Raw genomic sequence first — 13547 nt, forward strand, 5'->3', positions numbered from 1 at the left:
AGTTGTCCAGGGGCGCGCCAGTAGGTTGTCAGGGCGCGTCCGAGGGTCATTCACGTAAATCCGGACGCGATCACACGTGTACGGGAGGAAACGTTGTGGTGAGCGGGTCAACCGACGGCGCGGGGCAGGTCCTGCTGGTCGGCTCCAGCGGCGGCCATCTGGCCCAGCTGCTGGCACTGGAACCCTGGTACCGGGATCGGCACCGGGCCTGGGTCACCTTCGACACACCGGACGCCCGCTCACTGCTCGACGGCGAGGAGGTGGTCTGGGCCCACCACCCCACCACCCGCAACGTCAAGAACCTGGTCCGCAACGCGTTCCTCGCGCTGAAGGTGGTCCGCGGGCGCCGGGTGGACGCGGTGGTCACCACCGGGGCCGGGGTCGCCCTGCCGTTCGTGGTGGCGGCCCGGCTGCGCCGGATCCCCACGGTCTACATCGAGGTGTACGACCGGATCGACAGCGCGACGCTGACCGCCCGGCTCTGCCGGCCCTTCCTCTCCGCGATGCTCGTGCAGTGGGAGGAGCAGCGCCGGATGTACCCGGAGGCGACCGTCGTGGGGAACCTCCTCTGATGGCGCACATTCCGCAGCAGCGGGACCGCCGCTCGGTGCCGTTCGTGCTGGTCGTGGTCGGCACCGACGTGCACCGCTTCGACCGCCTGGTCGGCTGGCTGGAGCGCTGGCACGCCGCCCGACCCGGGGTGCGGCTCGTCCTGCAGTACGGCCACAGCCGCCCGCCGGCGCTTCCCGAGGCCACCCCGTTCCTCGGCCACGACGAGCTGCAACGCGCGATGGCCGAGGCCACGCTGGTGGTCAGCCACGGCGGCCCGGCCACCATCACCGAGGCCCGGCGCACCGGCCACCTGCCGATCGTGGTGCCCCGCGACCCGACCCACGACGAGCACGTCGACAACCACCAGCAACTGTTCTCCCGGCGGCTCGGGGCGGCCGGCATGGTCCGGCTCTGCGAGTCCGAGGCCGAGCTGCTCGCCGCCCTCGACGAGGGGTTGGCCGAGCCGGCCCGCTTCGCCCTGACCGCCGACCCCGGCCGGCCGGACCCGCGCGCCGAGGCGGTCGCCCGGGTCGGCGCCGTGATCGACGACCTGGTGGCCCGCCGGGGCCGCCAGCGGGCCGGCGGGCGGCGCGGATGAGCGCGCCGGAGTCGCCGCAACCCCGCGTCCTCTTCGTCGGCGGCCTCGGCCGCAGTGGCTCCACGCTGCTGGAACTGCTGCTGGCGCAGAGTCGGGACGTGTGCGCGGTCGGTGAGGTGGTGCACCTCTGGGAGCGGGCTCTCGGCGCCGACGAGCGGTGCGGCTGCGGCGAGCGGTTCACCGCCTGCCCGTTCTGGCGGCAGGTCGGCGACCAGGCGTTCGGCGGCTGGTCCGCGGTCGACCGCGACGACGTGCTGGCGCTCAAGGACCGGGTCGACCGGACCCGGCACATCCCCCGGCTGGCGAAGACCTCGCTCCCCCCGGAGCAGCTCGCCGACGTGCGTCGCTACGCCGACCTCTACACCCGGATCTACCGGGCCGCGCTCGCGGTGACCGGCGCGCGGGTGGTGGTCGACTCCAGCAAGCACGCCTCGCTCGCCTTCGCGTTGAGCTGGGCCGACGACCTCGACCTGCGGGTGCTGCACCTGGTCCGGGACAGTCGGGCGGTGGCGTACTCGTGGGGCAAGCAGGTGCGCCGGCCCGAGGTGGTGGACGGCGAGGACTTCATGCCGACGTTCTCGCCGTTCGAGGTGAGCAAGCTGTGGACCGCGCAGAACGCCGCGTTCCACCTGCTCGCCGGGCGGGCGAAGGTGCTCCGGCTGCGCTACGAGGACTTCACCGCCGACCCGGCCGGCACCGTACGCCGGGTTCGCGACTTCAGCGGCCTGCCGGACGATCCGGCGGCGTTGCGCGTCCTGGCCGGCGGCGCGTCCGAGGCCTCGGCGGAGCCGGCCGCGCCGTTCCGCGCGCACAGCGTCGCGGGCAACCCGCTGCGGTTCAGCGGCGGCCCGCTGACGGTACGGCGGGACGAGGCGTGGCGGGAGCGCCTGCCGCGCCGCAGCCGGGCCGTGGTCAGCCTGGCCACGCTGCCCCTCCGAGTCCGCTACGGCTACCTGGGCCAGCGGGGATCCGACGAGTCCGGGGAGAGAACATGAGTGGGCCGAGCATCTCGGTCGTCGTACCGACGCGGGACCGTCCGGAGCTGCTGCGCGCGGCGCTCGACGCGATCCTCAGCCAGGCGCATCCCGGCCTGGTCGAGGCGATCGTGGTCTACGACCAGTCCGAGCCGGACCGGTCGCTGGAGTCGGACCGTGGTGACCGGCGGGTCCGGGTCATCACCAACACCCGCACCGCCGGGCTGGCCGGTGCCCGCAACACCGGCATCGAGGCGGCCACCGGCGACTGGGTGGCGTTCTGCGACGACGACGACGAGTGGCTGCCCGGCAAGCTGGCCGCCCAGTTCGGCGCGCTCGACGCGCACCCGGACGGCGCGTTGGTGAGCTGCGGCATCCGGGTCAGCTACGACGACCGCACGGTGGACCGCTCGCTGGACCGGGCCCGGATCTCGCTGGAGGCGCTGCTCCGCGACCGGCTCACCGAGCTGCACCCGTCGACGTTCCTGATCCGGCGGGCCGCGCTGCTCGACGCGATCGGCCTGGTCGACGAGCAGATCCCGGGCAGCTACGCGGAGGACTACGAGTTCCTGCTCCGCGCCGCCCGGTACGCCCCGCTGGTCAACGTGGAGAGCCCGTACGTGCTGGTCCGCTGGCACAAGCGGTCCTATTTCGCGCAGCGCTGGGAGACGATCTCGACCGCGTTGCAGTGGCTGCTGCGCCGCTATCCGGAGTTCGCCACCGTGCCGCACGGCGAGGCGCGGGTGGCCGGTCAGATCGCCTTCGCCCAGGCGGCGATGGGCAACCGGCGGGACGCGGTGCGCTGGGCGCGGCGCACGCTGGCCCGTAACCCGAAGGAGCCACGCGCCTATCTCGCGTTGGCCGTGGCGAGCCGGGCCGTACAGGCCGACCGGGTGCTGCGCACGCTGCACAAGCGCGGCCGGGGCATCTGAGAGAGACGGTGAACGGGCGGGCGACCCCAGGGCGCCCGCCCGTTCACCGCGCCGGGCCGGTCAGGCCACGCAGAACGACTTCCACGCCTGGATGCTCGGTTGGTCGAGCAGCCGGAAGTCGCCGTAGCTGACGGCGTTGTTCCAGTAGGCCACGAACTCGGGCCGCTTGCCGTTGATGTAGCTGGTCATGGAGCGGATCCACGCCGCCCGCCCGGTGCCGGCGTCACCGGGCAGCAGGTCGCTGCCGGTCTCTGCCAGCCCCCACGGCTTGCCCAGCGCCCGGGACTTGTCGACCATGCGGTCGAAGACCTCGGTCGGGGGCGCGTAGCGCTTCCACTTGACCGCCCAGTTGTAGCAGTCCCAACCGATCGTCTCGACGAGGTCGCTGCCGGGGTAGAAGGCGTCGAAGCTCCGGCCGGACTTCGGGTCGACCGTCCAGCACATCAGGATGACCGTGTTGATCAGCTTCGGGTTGTTCGCCCGGTTGGCCATGCCGGCGATCCGGCGCCAGGCCTGCTTGTACTGGGCGGCGGTGAACGAGCCGCGTTCGACGTCGTCCTCCGGCTCGTGGAAGTAGGCCCAGTAGACGTCGTGGTCGCGGGGGATCGAGGCGAACCAGGAGGTGAGCCGGGCGTCGTACTTGCCCGCGTTGATCTCCTGAGGCGGCGCCTTGAAGGAGACGACCACCGTCCGGTCGACCACGTCGCTGCGGCTGCCGCCCCAGGCCGGCGGCAGGCCGGGGTAGAACACCCGGGCCATCCGCAGCCGGCCGATGGTGCGGTCGGAGCGGGACAGCGCCTGGCTGAACGTCTCCCCGTTCTGCGGGTCGACCGAGGCGCCGGGCAGCGTCAGCCGGGTCCCGGAGAAGCCGTTCGCGTTCGCGCTCGCGGACGCCGACGGCTTCACGGCGGGCTTGCCACCGAGCCCCTGGGCGGCGCTCGGGGAGGCGGCGGGCGCGGCGGGGGCGCCCAGGCCGGCCGACGGCGCCGGCCCGGCGGTGGTCGGCACCTGGCCGGCCTGCGGGTTGGTCGCGTCGGGCCGCAGGGCGGCCACCGCGACGCCGCCGCCCACCATGGCCAGCGCCACGGCCGCCGCGAGAACCATCCGCCCACGCCCCCGGGCTCCGCCGGGCGGCGGGCCGGGTGCGACGGGCGGGGGCGGCGGCTGTCCGGGGCCGCCGACGCCCGGTCGGGTACGCGGGTCGGTCAGCGTGGCGGTCGCCGCCTCGCCCCGGCCGACGCCGTCGACCGGCACGCCTCGGCCGGCACCCTCGTGCGGACCCCAGCCGGCACCCTCGTGCGGACCCCGGCCGGCACCCTCGTGCGGACCCCAGCCGGACGCCTCGTGCGGACCCCAGCCGGCACCCTCGTGCGGAGTCGGTCCGACGGGCGGACCCCAGTCCGGCCCGGAACCGGTCCCCTCCGGCGAGCCGGCCCAGCCGGTGCCGTCGTCGAACGCCGGCCCGGCCGACGGGCTCCGGCCGGACGCGGGGTCGGCCACACGCGACGCGCGGTCGACGCCGGCCGGGTCGTAGCCCGGCCAGCCCTGGTCGGCGTCCGTCCACGGCTGGTCCGGGTGGCCGTGGCCGGGCAGCTCGCGCTCCGGCCAGGGCAGGTCGTCGTGGACCTGCGGTGGCACCGGCGGCGCGGCCCGGGCATCGGGCCAGGGCAGCGCGAAGCTGTCCGGCTGGTGCGAAATGTCCTGCCCCGGCCACAGGCCGGGCGGCTGCCCGAAGGCGGTGTGCGGGTCTCGGTCGGCCGGCATGGCCCTCCCTGGCTGTCGGCGGCCCGTGTCGTGGGCTCAGGTCGGACGCGCATTCCCGCCCGACAATATCCCTCGTTCACCCTGGCCGTACGTACCGTCACTCTCAGCCGAACGCCTCACCCTGCCCACCGGTGACGGCCGAAGCGGGCATCTCGACCCCGGTACGCGAGATCGCGTCGAGCAGCCGGTCCGCCAGTTCGGGGCGACACACCAGCAGATCGGGCAGGCGCGGGTCGGCCCGGTTGTAGCGCAGCGGCGACCCGTCGATCCGGGACGCGTGCATGCCGGCGCCCAGTGCGACGGCCACCGGCGCGGCGCTGTCCCACTCGTACTGGCCGCCCGCGTGGACGTACGCGTCGACCTCGCCGGTCACCACCGCGCAGACCTTGACCCCGGCCGAGCCCATCGGCACGGCCCGGGCGCCCAGCAACTCGACCAGTTCGCCGACGAACGCCGGTGGGCGGCTGCGGCTCACCGCGATGCGGATCGGCCCGTCGGTCGCCTTCGGCATCGGGCAGGTGGTGCCGAGGACGACCGGGTCACCGTCCACGGTGGTGCGCGCCGGCATGCCGACCGCACCGGCGACCAGCGCGCCGTCCGGCGCGGCGGAGCGCTGCCAGAGCGCCACGTGCACCGCCCAGTCGTCCCGCCCGGCCTCGGAGAACTCGCGGGTGCCGTCCAACGGGTCGATGATCCAGACCCGGTCCGCCTCGTGCCGGGGCGCGCGTTCGCCGTCCGCCCAGGCCCGGCGCGCGTCGGCCTCCTCCTCGGAGAGCACCGCGTCGGCCGGGCGCCACCGGGCCAGCGCCGCGGTCATCAGCTCGTGCGACGCCCGGTCGCCGGCGTCCTTGAGCGCCTTCGGGTCGGCGTGGCCCTGCCGCTTTCGCAGCGCGGTGAGCGCGCCCCCGGCCTCGGTGGCCAGCCACTGTGCGAACCGCTGGTCGTCGAGTCGTCCCGTCTCGTCCTCGGTCACGAGCCCCATCCCTGTCTCGCGGGTCTGTCGACCCGTCATCCTTCGGCGGCCGGTGCGGTCGGTGCCACCGTCCGGTCGGATCGTAGACAGCCGCGAGTCGGTCTCGGTTCCGCGTCGACCCTGGTGGACGCCGACGACCGCCCGCATGTTGAACTTCGCGTGTATGCCGGTCGGACCCGCCGGGGCAGGCCCTAGGCTCTGCGCATGACCGCCGAGCAGCTGATCTCCTTCGCCCGTGGGGCTCCCTCGCTGGACATCGTCGATGTCGAGGGGCTCAAGGCCGCCGCCGTCCGCGCCTTCGACGCCGACCCCGCCGGGGTCACGGCGTACGGCACCTCCGTCGGCTACCCGCCCCTGCGGAAGTGGATCGCCGAGAAGCACGGCGTCGAGGCCGACCAGGTGCTGGTCACGAACGGCTCGTTGCAGGCCGACGCGTTCCTCTTCGACCACCTGGTCCGCCGGGGCGACGCGGTGGTCGTCGAGCGCCCGACGTACGACCGCACGCTGCTCAACCTCCAGCAGATGGGCGGCGAGGTGCACGGCGTGACGATCCAGCCGGACGGCCTGGACACCGCCGAGCTGCGCAAGCTGCTGGAGTCCGGGGTCCGGCCGCGGCTGGCCCACGTGATCCCGAACTACCAGAACCCGGCCGGCGTGACCCTCTCCCTGGAGAAGCGTCGTGAGCTGCTGGACCTGGCCGCCGAGTACGAGTTCACGATCTTCGAGGACGACCCGTACGCGGACATCCGCTTCCGGGGCGAGCCGCTGCCCTCGATGCTGTCGATGGACGGCCGGGGCGTGGTGGTGCACGCCTCCAGCTTCACCAAGACGGTGTGCCCGGGCGTCCGGGTCGGTTACCTGGTGGGCCCGGCGGAGCTGATCGCGGCGATCGCCAAGAAGGCCACCAACCTCTACATCTCGCCGGGCATGGTGGCGCAGTCGATCGTGCACCAGTTCTGCGTCTCCGGATCGATCGAGCGGTCGATCCACACGGTCCGCACGGCGCTGGGCGAGCGGGCCGGCGCGCTGGCCGAGTCGCTGCGGCGGCACATTCCGGAGGCGCGGTTCGTGGAGCCGGACGGCGGCTACTTCCTCTGGGTGGAGCTGCCGGAGGACGTGGAGGTCGACCGGCTGGCGCCGGCCGCGGCCGAGCGCGGCGTCGCGGTGGTGAAGGGCAGCGACTTCATGGTCGACGGCGGCCGACACGCGCTGCGGTTGGCGTACTCCGCGGTGACGGCGGACCGGATCGACGAGGGTGTCCGGCGGCTCGCCGAGGCGATGGCGGCCGTTCGCGGCTGAGAATCTGTCGGGTTTCCGACAGAAGGACCTCGCAGGCCGGTCCGGCTCTCCCGCCGGGCCGGCCTGCGGCCCACAATGCTGCGAGCGTCGCTCACGTTTCCGGTCGGCGACCCGTCCCGGCGGGACGGCGGCGCGTCCAGCATCACTCCCGCCCCCAAGGGGTGCCGGGTGGGCCGTGTCGCCCCTCACCCCCCTGACGCGGCCGGCCCGCCCGGCGCCACACACGTGACCGGCACCCGCGCTCCCCGGCGGCGTAGCCTGCAAGCCGCAGCCACGTGGGGAGGGGGCGAGAGATGACGGACCGGGTGGCACGCGAGCGAAACGCCGGCCAGAACGGCGACCGGACGGTCAGGCCACGCGCCTGGGCGGCCCCGGTACGAGCCATGTCCCGCATCCTCAACGCCGACGGCTCGCCGCGGACGCCGCAGCCGGCCCGCTCCGGGCGCAGCGGGATCGTCGACTGCGGGCTCTACGTCGACGGCGAGCGCCGGCCCGGCCGCCCGCAGTACGCCGAGGCCCTGGCCGACGCCCGCCGGGAGCGCGACGGGTTCGTCTGGCTCGGCCTGCACGAGCCCGACCTGACCGAGATGACCGAGATCGCCGCCACGTTCGGCCTGCACGAGCTGGCCGTGGAGGACGCGGTCAAGGCCGAGCAGCGGCCGAAGCTGGAGCACTTCGGGGAGATCGTCTTCCTGGTGCTGCGCACCGCCCGCTACTGCGAGCACGCCGAGCTGACGGAGAACTCCGAGGTGGTGGAGACCGGCCAGGTGATGCTCTTCATCGGGCCGAACTTCGTGATCAGCGTGCGACACGGGGACGCCTGCCGGCTGTCGCCGGTGCGCGCCGACCTGGAGGCGAAGCGGGACCTGCTGCGGCACGGGCCGTGGGCGGTCGCGTACGCGATCACGGACCGGGTGGTCGACCTCTACCTGGAGGTCGCCGACCGGCTGGAGGACGACCTCGACGTGCTGGAGGCGGACGTCTTCGACCGCCAGAGCAGCGGCCGGATCCAGCGGATCTACCAGATGAAGCGGGAGCTGGTCGAGTTCAAGCGGGCGGTGGTGCCGTTGCAGCGACCGTTGCTCACCCTCACCTCCCAGGCCAACCGCGCGGTGCCGCAGGAGGTGCGGCGCTACTTCCGGGACGTGCAGGACCACCTCAGCCGCACGGTTGAGCAGGTCAACTCCTACGACGACCTGCTCAACTCGATCCTCCAGGCCCGGCTGGCCCAGGTCACCGTCGACCAGAACAACGACATGCGCAAGATCGCCGCCTGGGCCGCGATCGGTGCGGTGTGGACCGCGATCGCCGGCATCTACGGCATGAACTTCGACAACATGCCCGAGCTGAAGTGGACGTACGGCTATCCGGGCATCTGGGCGGTGAACCTGACGCTGTCGTTCGTGCTCTACCGCTGGTTCCGCCGCAACGGCTGGCTCTGACCGGCGACGCGCGCAGGTCCGGGCACGGAAGCGCCGGCCACGCGGGACGTGTGCCCGCGCGCCGGCGCTGGTCCGACGGCCGGTGCCGGCTCAGCGGCGACCGCTGGCCTTGGCGGCGCTCCTGCCGTTCTGCGCGGCCTTGGTGATGTCGTCGGCCGGGCGGCCGGAGACGTCCCGGGCACCCTCGGCGACCGAGGGGACCTGGCTGTTCGGGTGGATCACCGGGTCGGCGCCGGGCGCGGTGGTCGACGCGCTGCTGCCGTCGGCCACGGCCGAGCTGCCGGCACCGGTCGGGCCGGCCTGGGTGACCTTCGCGGTCGCGTCCGGGGTCTCCACCACGATCGTGTCCACGTCCTCCCGCATCGGCTCCAACTTGTCCTGACCGGTCGGGGCGATCGCGCCGGTCGGGTCGTACTCGGCCCACTCCTGCTGCTCGCGCCGGCGGCGCATGGCCATCGCCCCGGCCAGACCGGCGACCGTGCCGGCAATCAGCAGGCCGGTGGTCATGCCCCGCGACCTGCGCTGCTTCTTCTTTCCGGCCTTCATGTTCTTCGCCTTCTTCGTCATCGCGGACTGCTTCGCCGCCACGGCCTTGCGGCCGGTCAGCGCCTTGCCCGCGGCCTCGGCCCGGGCGTTGCGCACGGCCAGGAGCACCGGCGCCAGCGCGGCGGCGCTCGACGCGACACCGCTGGACGCCCGGTCCCGGACCAGGACGGCGGTGGGTGCGACCGCGACCCGGGCTGCCTGGACCCGCGGGCCGACCGTGGCGCCGGCACCCTTCGCCGCGTGCGAGGCGGCCTGCCTCAGGTGACCGATGCCCTGGTTCAGCTCGACCTTCGCGAGCTGGCCCTGGGTCTTTCGCCGCCCGATTCCAAACACGGTCCCACCTCCTGGGAGTTGTTCCTTCGTCATCCTCCACCTTCGGATGCCTCCGCATGGCCAGATCGGGCACATGGGAGGATCCGCAAGGAACTGACCAACGAGTGAGGAGTACCCGTGGCCGAGGCTGTCTACGCCACCTTGCACACCAACGCCGGCCCGATCCGGCTGGAGCTCTTCCCGAACCACGCGCCGAAGACCGTCCGGAACTTCGTGGAGCTGGCCGAGGGCACCCGGGAGTACACCGACCCGCGCACCGGCCAGCCGGGCAGCGGGCCGTACTACGACGGCACCATCTCGCACCGTGTGATCAGCGGTTTCATGGTCCAGATGGGCGACCCGACCGGCACCGGTCGCGGTGGTCCGGGCTACAAGTTCGCCGACGAGTTCCACCCCGAGCTGCGCTTCGACCGGCCGTACCTGCTGGCGATGGCGAACGCCGGGCCGGGCACGAACGGCTCGCAGTTCTTCATCACGGTGGGACCGACGCCACACCTGAACAACCGGCACACCATCTTCGGTCAGGTGGCCGACGAGCAGTCGGTGAAGGTGGTCGACTCGATCGCGAACACCCCCACCGGGCCGAGCGACCGGCCGCTGCAGGACGTGGTGATCGAGCGGGTCGAGATCGAGCGGCAGCAGTCCTGAGCGTCGCGCGGGTACCTTTGCTCGCATGACTGAGCGCTCCGGGCCGGCAGGCGACGCGACCGAGGGGCCGGTGCCGACCACTCCGGTCTGCTACCGGCACCCCGATCGGGAGACCTACCTCCGGTGCACGCGTTGTGACCGGCCGATCTGTCCGGAGTGCATGCGGGACGCCTCCGTCGGCCACCAGTGCCCGGAGTGCGTCGCGGAGGGACGCCGCAGCGTGCGGCCGGCGCGCACCGCCTTCGGTGGCGGTGCCGCCGGCCGCGAGGGCTACGTCACCAAGGCCCTGATCGGGCTGAACGTGCTGATGATGGTGTTCTCCGTCATCTCGGCCCGCAGCGGGAACGCGATCGCCGGCGGCGGCCTCGGCGGCCTGATGGGCGGCTCGACCCCGCTGACCGACTGGGGCGGCGTGATCGGCCTGGCGATCCTGCCGGACCAGACGCTCGGCGGGGTGGCCGACGGGCAGTGGTACCGGCTGGTCACCGCGATGTTCCTGCACTTCGGCGTGCTGCACCTGCTGTTGAACATGTGGGCGCTCTGGGTGCTGGGGCGGACGCTGGAGGCGGTGCTCGGGCCGCTGCGGTTCCTCGCGCTCTATCTGATCGCCGGGCTCGGCGGCAACGTCGCGGCCTACGTCTTCACCGCGCCGAACCGGTCCACCGCCGGCGCGTCGACAGCCATCTTCGGCCTGTTCGCCGCGATCTTCGTGATCATGCGCCGGATGGGCCGGGACACGTCGGCGATCGTGCCGATCCTGGTGATCAACCTGATCTTCACGTTCACCGTGCCGAGCATCTCGGTGGCCGGGCACCTGGGCGGGCTGGTGGTCGGCGCCGTGATGGCACTGGTCCTGGCGTACGCGCCGCGATCGCGGCGGACCGCGTTCCAGGTCGCCGGCGGGGCGCTCGTACTGATCGCCCTGATCGGCCTGACGCTGGTCCGCACCGCCGCGCTGACCGGCTGACCCGGTCGGGTACGCCCCTCGCACGGTCCGGCCTGGTCGGCGTGCTGCACTGTGCCGGCAGGTGGACGTCCTCCCGGTGACCCGATTCCTTGATCAACGCCACTTCGCCGAGGTGGTGCCGTCCCGCCGTCCCGGTTGCCGCCATTCCGGCGAGGTGACGCGGCGCCGCCGAGGCTTCATGAACGTCGGCGCGGCGGGGCGGCCCCTGGGGGCGCTCGTGGGGGTCCGTCGCATGCATTCGCTCACGGCTCCCATACGGAGGACGAGCCTTCTCGCACGCCGGAATCCGGGAAGATCTTGGAAGATGAGTGCCCCTCCGGGGACCGCTTCCTTCCAAGATCTCGGCCCGGTGGCGTCGATCATGAAGTTAGCGGTGACGAAACGGTCGAATCGAACCGTCAACTTCATGATCATCGCAGCGGGCAGCGGGCAGCGGGCAGCGGGCAGCGGGCAGCGGGCAGCGGGCAGCGGGCAGCGGGCAGCGGGCAGCGGGCGGCGGGCGGCGGGCGGCGGGCGGCGGGCAGCGGGCAGCGGGCGGCGGGCGAGGTGGCCGGGCTGGGTAGCGCGCGAATCGGGGTCGTGCGGCGGGAAGCCGCGCCGGGGCGGGAGTCAGCGCGCGGCGGACCGGGCGGCGGTGAGCGCGGCGGCCACCTCGTCCAGCGGCGCGTCCAGATCGCGGCGGCCGAACAGGTGCAGCGACTCGCCCGCGTCGATCTCCAGCGTCTCGGCGGTCACCCCGCGACGGCTGCGCCGGTCCAGCCGGATCGCCTCCACCGCGGCCCACGGCAGCCGTCGCCGCCCGGCGAACCCGCGGATCACGGTGAGCCCTTCCGGGTCGACGGTGAGCCGGACCGGCGCGACGAGGTCGCGCAGCGCCCAGGCGAGCAGCGCGGCGGCGACCGCCCCGGCCAGCGCCGGGCGGATGGGGTCACCGGCGGCCAGGAGCAGGCCCAGGGCGGTCACGGCGAGCGCGCCGAGCGCCTTGACCAGCGGCAGCGACCGCGGCACGCGCCACTGCCGGGCCGGCGACGGCTGTGGATCCATGCGCCAAGTATGCCAGTCACTACCGCCGGGACGCGGGGGAGGACGACCGCACGACCCGGTCACTGCCGCCGGGGCGCGGGGGAGGACGACCGCACGACCCGGTCACTGCCGCCGGGGCGCGGGGTAGGACGACCGCACGACCCGGCCGCGACCGCCCCGGGCGCGGGGGAGGACGACCGGTCGGTCAGCACGTAGGATCGGGGGAAGCGAGGTTACCGGGGAGTAGACATGAGTGACGCGGTCATCGTCGGTGCGGTACGGACCCCGGTCGGGCGGCGCAAGGGCAGCCTCGCCGGCGTGCACCCGGTCGATCTGTCGGCGCATGTGCTGCGTGCCCTGGCGGAGCGCACCGGCATCGATCCGGGCCAGGTCGACGACGTGATCTGGGGCTGCGTGTCGCAGGTCGGCGAGCAGTCCTGGAACGTGGCGCGCAACGCGGTGCTGGCCGCCGGCTGGCCCGAGTCGGTCCCCGGCACCACGCTCGACCGGCAGTGCGGTTCGAGCCAGCAGGCGCTGCACTTCGCCGCCGCCACCGTCCTCTCCGGGCAGGCCGACCTCGTCGTCGCCGGCGGTGTCGAGTCGATGACCCGGGTGCCGATGGGCTCCAGCGTGGCCGGCGGGATGCCGTTCAGCGCGGCGATCCTGGAGCGCTACCGCGGGGTCGAGGGCGTCGCGGCGGACTCGCCGCTGCCGTTCAACCAGGGCGTCGGGGCGGAGCTGATCGCCGAGCGGTGGCGCTTCTCGCGCACCCAACTCGACGAGTTCGCGCTGGCCAGCCACGAGAAGGCGGCTGCCGCGCAGGACGCCGGGGCGTTCGACCCGGAGCTGGCCCCGGTGGCGCTCGCCGACGGCGGCAAGTTCGCCGCCGACGAGGGCATCCGCCGGGACACGTCGCTGGCCAAGCTGGGCGAGCTGGCCACCCCGTTCCGCGCCGACGGCGTGGTCACTGCCGGGTCCGCGTCGCAGATCTCCGACGGCGCCGCGGCGCTTGCGGTGACCACCGCCGAGTGGGCGAGCCGGCACGGCCTGCGGCCGCTGGCGCGGGTGCACACCGCCGTGGTCGCCGCCGACGACCCGGTGGCCATGCTCACCGCACCCATCCCGGCCACCGCGAAGGCGCTGCGCCGTGCGGGGCTGGGCATCGAGGAGATCGGGGTGTACGAGGTGAACGAGGCGTTCGCCCCGGTGCCGTTGGCCTGGCTGGCCGAGACGGAGGCGGACCCGGAGCGGCTCAACCCGCGGGGCGGGGCGATCGCGCTCGGTCACCCGCTGGGCGGCTCCGGCGCCCGGATCATGACGACGATGCTCCAGCACATGCGGGACAACGGCATCCGTTACGGCCTGCAGACCATGTGCGAGGGCGGCGGCATGGCAAACGCGACGATCGTCGAGCTGCTCTGAGCGGAGCCGGAGGTCGCACCGCGGGTGCGATTTGCACGGATGGAAGTTCCAGAAATCGGGCGTGACCCATATCA

At 73.6% G+C, this 13547-nt stretch carries 13 protein-coding genes; 9 read left to right on the forward strand and 4 right to left on the reverse strand.

Features of this window, described 5'->3' with window-relative positions:
- The first annotated feature begins 95 nt into the window (after positions 1 to 95).
- Genes O7598_RS30570 through O7598_RS30585 form a run of 4 tightly spaced genes read left to right on the forward strand, consistent with a single transcriptional unit; the run spans position 96 to position 3056 of the window.
- Complete coding sequence (locus tag O7598_RS30570; protein WP_269694627.1) at positions 96 to 572, forward strand: UDP-N-acetylglucosamine--LPS N-acetylglucosamine transferase; 477 nt, start codon at positions 96 to 98, stop codon at positions 570 to 572.
- Complete coding sequence (locus O7598_RS30575; RefSeq protein ID WP_269694629.1) at positions 572 to 1150, forward strand: glycosyltransferase; 579 nt, start codon at positions 572 to 574, stop codon at positions 1148 to 1150. The genes O7598_RS30570 and O7598_RS30575 overlap by 1 nt, the downstream gene beginning before the upstream one ends.
- Positions 1147 to 2145: a sulfotransferase family protein gene (locus tag O7598_RS30580; protein WP_269694630.1), complete on the forward strand. Its 999-nt coding sequence runs from the start codon at positions 1147 to 1149 to the stop codon at positions 2143 to 2145. Before O7598_RS30575 ends, O7598_RS30580 begins: the two co-directional genes overlap by 4 nt.
- Entirely contained in the window at positions 2142 to 3056 is a 915-nt protein-coding gene (locus tag O7598_RS30585; protein WP_091061636.1) for a glycosyltransferase family 2 protein, read from the forward strand. Before O7598_RS30580 ends, O7598_RS30585 begins: the two co-directional genes overlap by 4 nt.
- Before the next feature lie 60 nt (positions 3057 to 3116).
- Here the strand turns inward: O7598_RS30585 and O7598_RS30590 are convergent, their stop codons facing one another.
- Positions 3117 to 4820: a hypothetical protein gene (locus O7598_RS30590; RefSeq protein ID WP_269694631.1), complete on the reverse strand. Its 1704-nt coding sequence runs from the start codon at positions 4818 to 4820 to the stop codon at positions 3117 to 3119.
- 103 nt (positions 4821 to 4923) lie between these two features.
- Entirely contained in the window at positions 4924 to 5802 is an 879-nt protein-coding gene (locus tag O7598_RS30595) for a 3'(2'),5'-bisphosphate nucleotidase CysQ (protein WP_269694632.1), read from the reverse strand.
- A 195-nt stretch (positions 5803 to 5997) separates the two neighbouring features.
- Here O7598_RS30595 and O7598_RS30600 point away from each other — a divergent pair, with 195 nt between their 5' ends.
- Positions 5998 to 7092, forward strand: a complete 1095-nt coding sequence (locus O7598_RS30600) for an aminotransferase-like domain-containing protein (RefSeq protein ID WP_091061630.1) — start codon at positions 5998 to 6000, stop codon at positions 7090 to 7092.
- Between the two features lie 293 nt (positions 7093 to 7385).
- On the forward strand, positions 7386 to 8534 hold the full coding sequence (gene corA / locus O7598_RS30605; protein ID WP_269694633.1) for a magnesium/cobalt transporter CorA: 1149 nt from the start codon (positions 7386 to 7388) through the stop codon (positions 8532 to 8534).
- A 90-nt stretch (positions 8535 to 8624) separates the two neighbouring features.
- On the opposite strand, the gene O7598_RS30610 is transcribed toward corA, so the two are convergent.
- Positions 8625 to 9446, reverse strand: coding sequence for a hypothetical protein (locus O7598_RS30610; protein ID WP_269694634.1), 822 nt, complete (start codon positions 9444 to 9446; stop codon positions 8625 to 8627).
- An 84-nt stretch (positions 9447 to 9530) separates the two neighbouring features.
- Here O7598_RS30610 and O7598_RS30615 point away from each other — a divergent pair, with 84 nt between their 5' ends.
- Positions 9531 to 10061 carry a peptidylprolyl isomerase gene (locus tag O7598_RS30615; protein WP_091061623.1) on the forward strand — a complete coding sequence of 177 codons (531 nt, stop codon included), beginning with the start codon at positions 9531 to 9533 and terminating at the stop codon, positions 10059 to 10061.
- Positions 10062 to 10086: 25 nt separating this feature from the next.
- Positions 10087 to 11028: a rhomboid family intramembrane serine protease gene (locus O7598_RS30620; protein ID WP_269694635.1), complete on the forward strand. Its 942-nt coding sequence runs from the start codon at positions 10087 to 10089 to the stop codon at positions 11026 to 11028.
- A 609-nt stretch (positions 11029 to 11637) separates the two neighbouring features.
- Here O7598_RS30620 and O7598_RS30625 read toward each other — a convergent pair.
- Positions 11638 to 12072, reverse strand: coding sequence for a PH domain-containing protein (locus O7598_RS30625; protein ID WP_269694637.1), 435 nt, complete (start codon positions 12070 to 12072; stop codon positions 11638 to 11640).
- Positions 12073 to 12300: 228 nt separating this feature from the next.
- On the opposite strand from O7598_RS30625, the gene O7598_RS30630 reads away from it, so the two are divergent.
- Positions 12301 to 13473: a thiolase family protein gene (locus O7598_RS30630; RefSeq protein WP_269694638.1), complete on the forward strand. Its 1173-nt coding sequence runs from the start codon at positions 12301 to 12303 to the stop codon at positions 13471 to 13473.
- The last annotated feature ends 74 nt before the right edge of the window (positions 13474 to 13547 follow it).

It is taken from the genome of Micromonospora sp. WMMC241, assembly GCF_027460165.1.
In the GTDB taxonomy this organism is placed as follows: domain Bacteria; phylum Actinomycetota; class Actinomycetes; order Mycobacteriales; family Micromonosporaceae; genus Micromonospora; species Micromonospora humi.

Coding starts and splice junctions, on each gene's coding strand:
- O7598_RS30575 (WP_269694629.1), top strand. CDS start 572: ATGGCGCACATTCCGCAGCAGCGGGACCGCCGCTCGGTGCCGTTCGTG.
- O7598_RS30580 (WP_269694630.1), top strand. CDS start 1,147: ATGAGCGCGCCGGAGTCGCCGCAACCCCGCGTCCTCTTCGTCGGCGGC.
- O7598_RS30585 (WP_091061636.1), top strand. CDS start 2,142: ATGAGTGGGCCGAGCATCTCGGTCGTCGTACCGACGCGGGACCGTCCG.
- O7598_RS30590 (WP_269694631.1), bottom strand. CDS start 4,820: ATGCCGGCCGACCGAGACCCGCACACCGCCTTCGGGCAGCCGCCCGGC.
- O7598_RS30595 (WP_269694632.1), bottom strand. CDS start 5,802: ATGGGGCTCGTGACCGAGGACGAGACGGGACGACTCGACGACCAGCGG.
- O7598_RS30600 (WP_091061630.1), top strand. CDS start 5,998: ATGACCGCCGAGCAGCTGATCTCCTTCGCCCGTGGGGCTCCCTCGCTG.
- corA (WP_269694633.1), top strand. CDS start 7,386: ATGACGGACCGGGTGGCACGCGAGCGAAACGCCGGCCAGAACGGCGAC.
- O7598_RS30610 (WP_269694634.1), bottom strand. CDS start 9,446: ATGACGAAGGAACAACTCCCAGGAGGTGGGACCGTGTTTGGAATCGGG.
- O7598_RS30620 (WP_269694635.1), top strand. CDS start 10,087: ATGACTGAGCGCTCCGGGCCGGCAGGCGACGCGACCGAGGGGCCGGTG.
- O7598_RS30625 (WP_269694637.1), bottom strand. CDS start 12,072: ATGGATCCACAGCCGTCGCCGGCCCGGCAGTGGCGCGTGCCGCGGTCG.
- O7598_RS30630 (WP_269694638.1), top strand. CDS start 12,301: ATGAGTGACGCGGTCATCGTCGGTGCGGTACGGACCCCGGTCGGGCGG.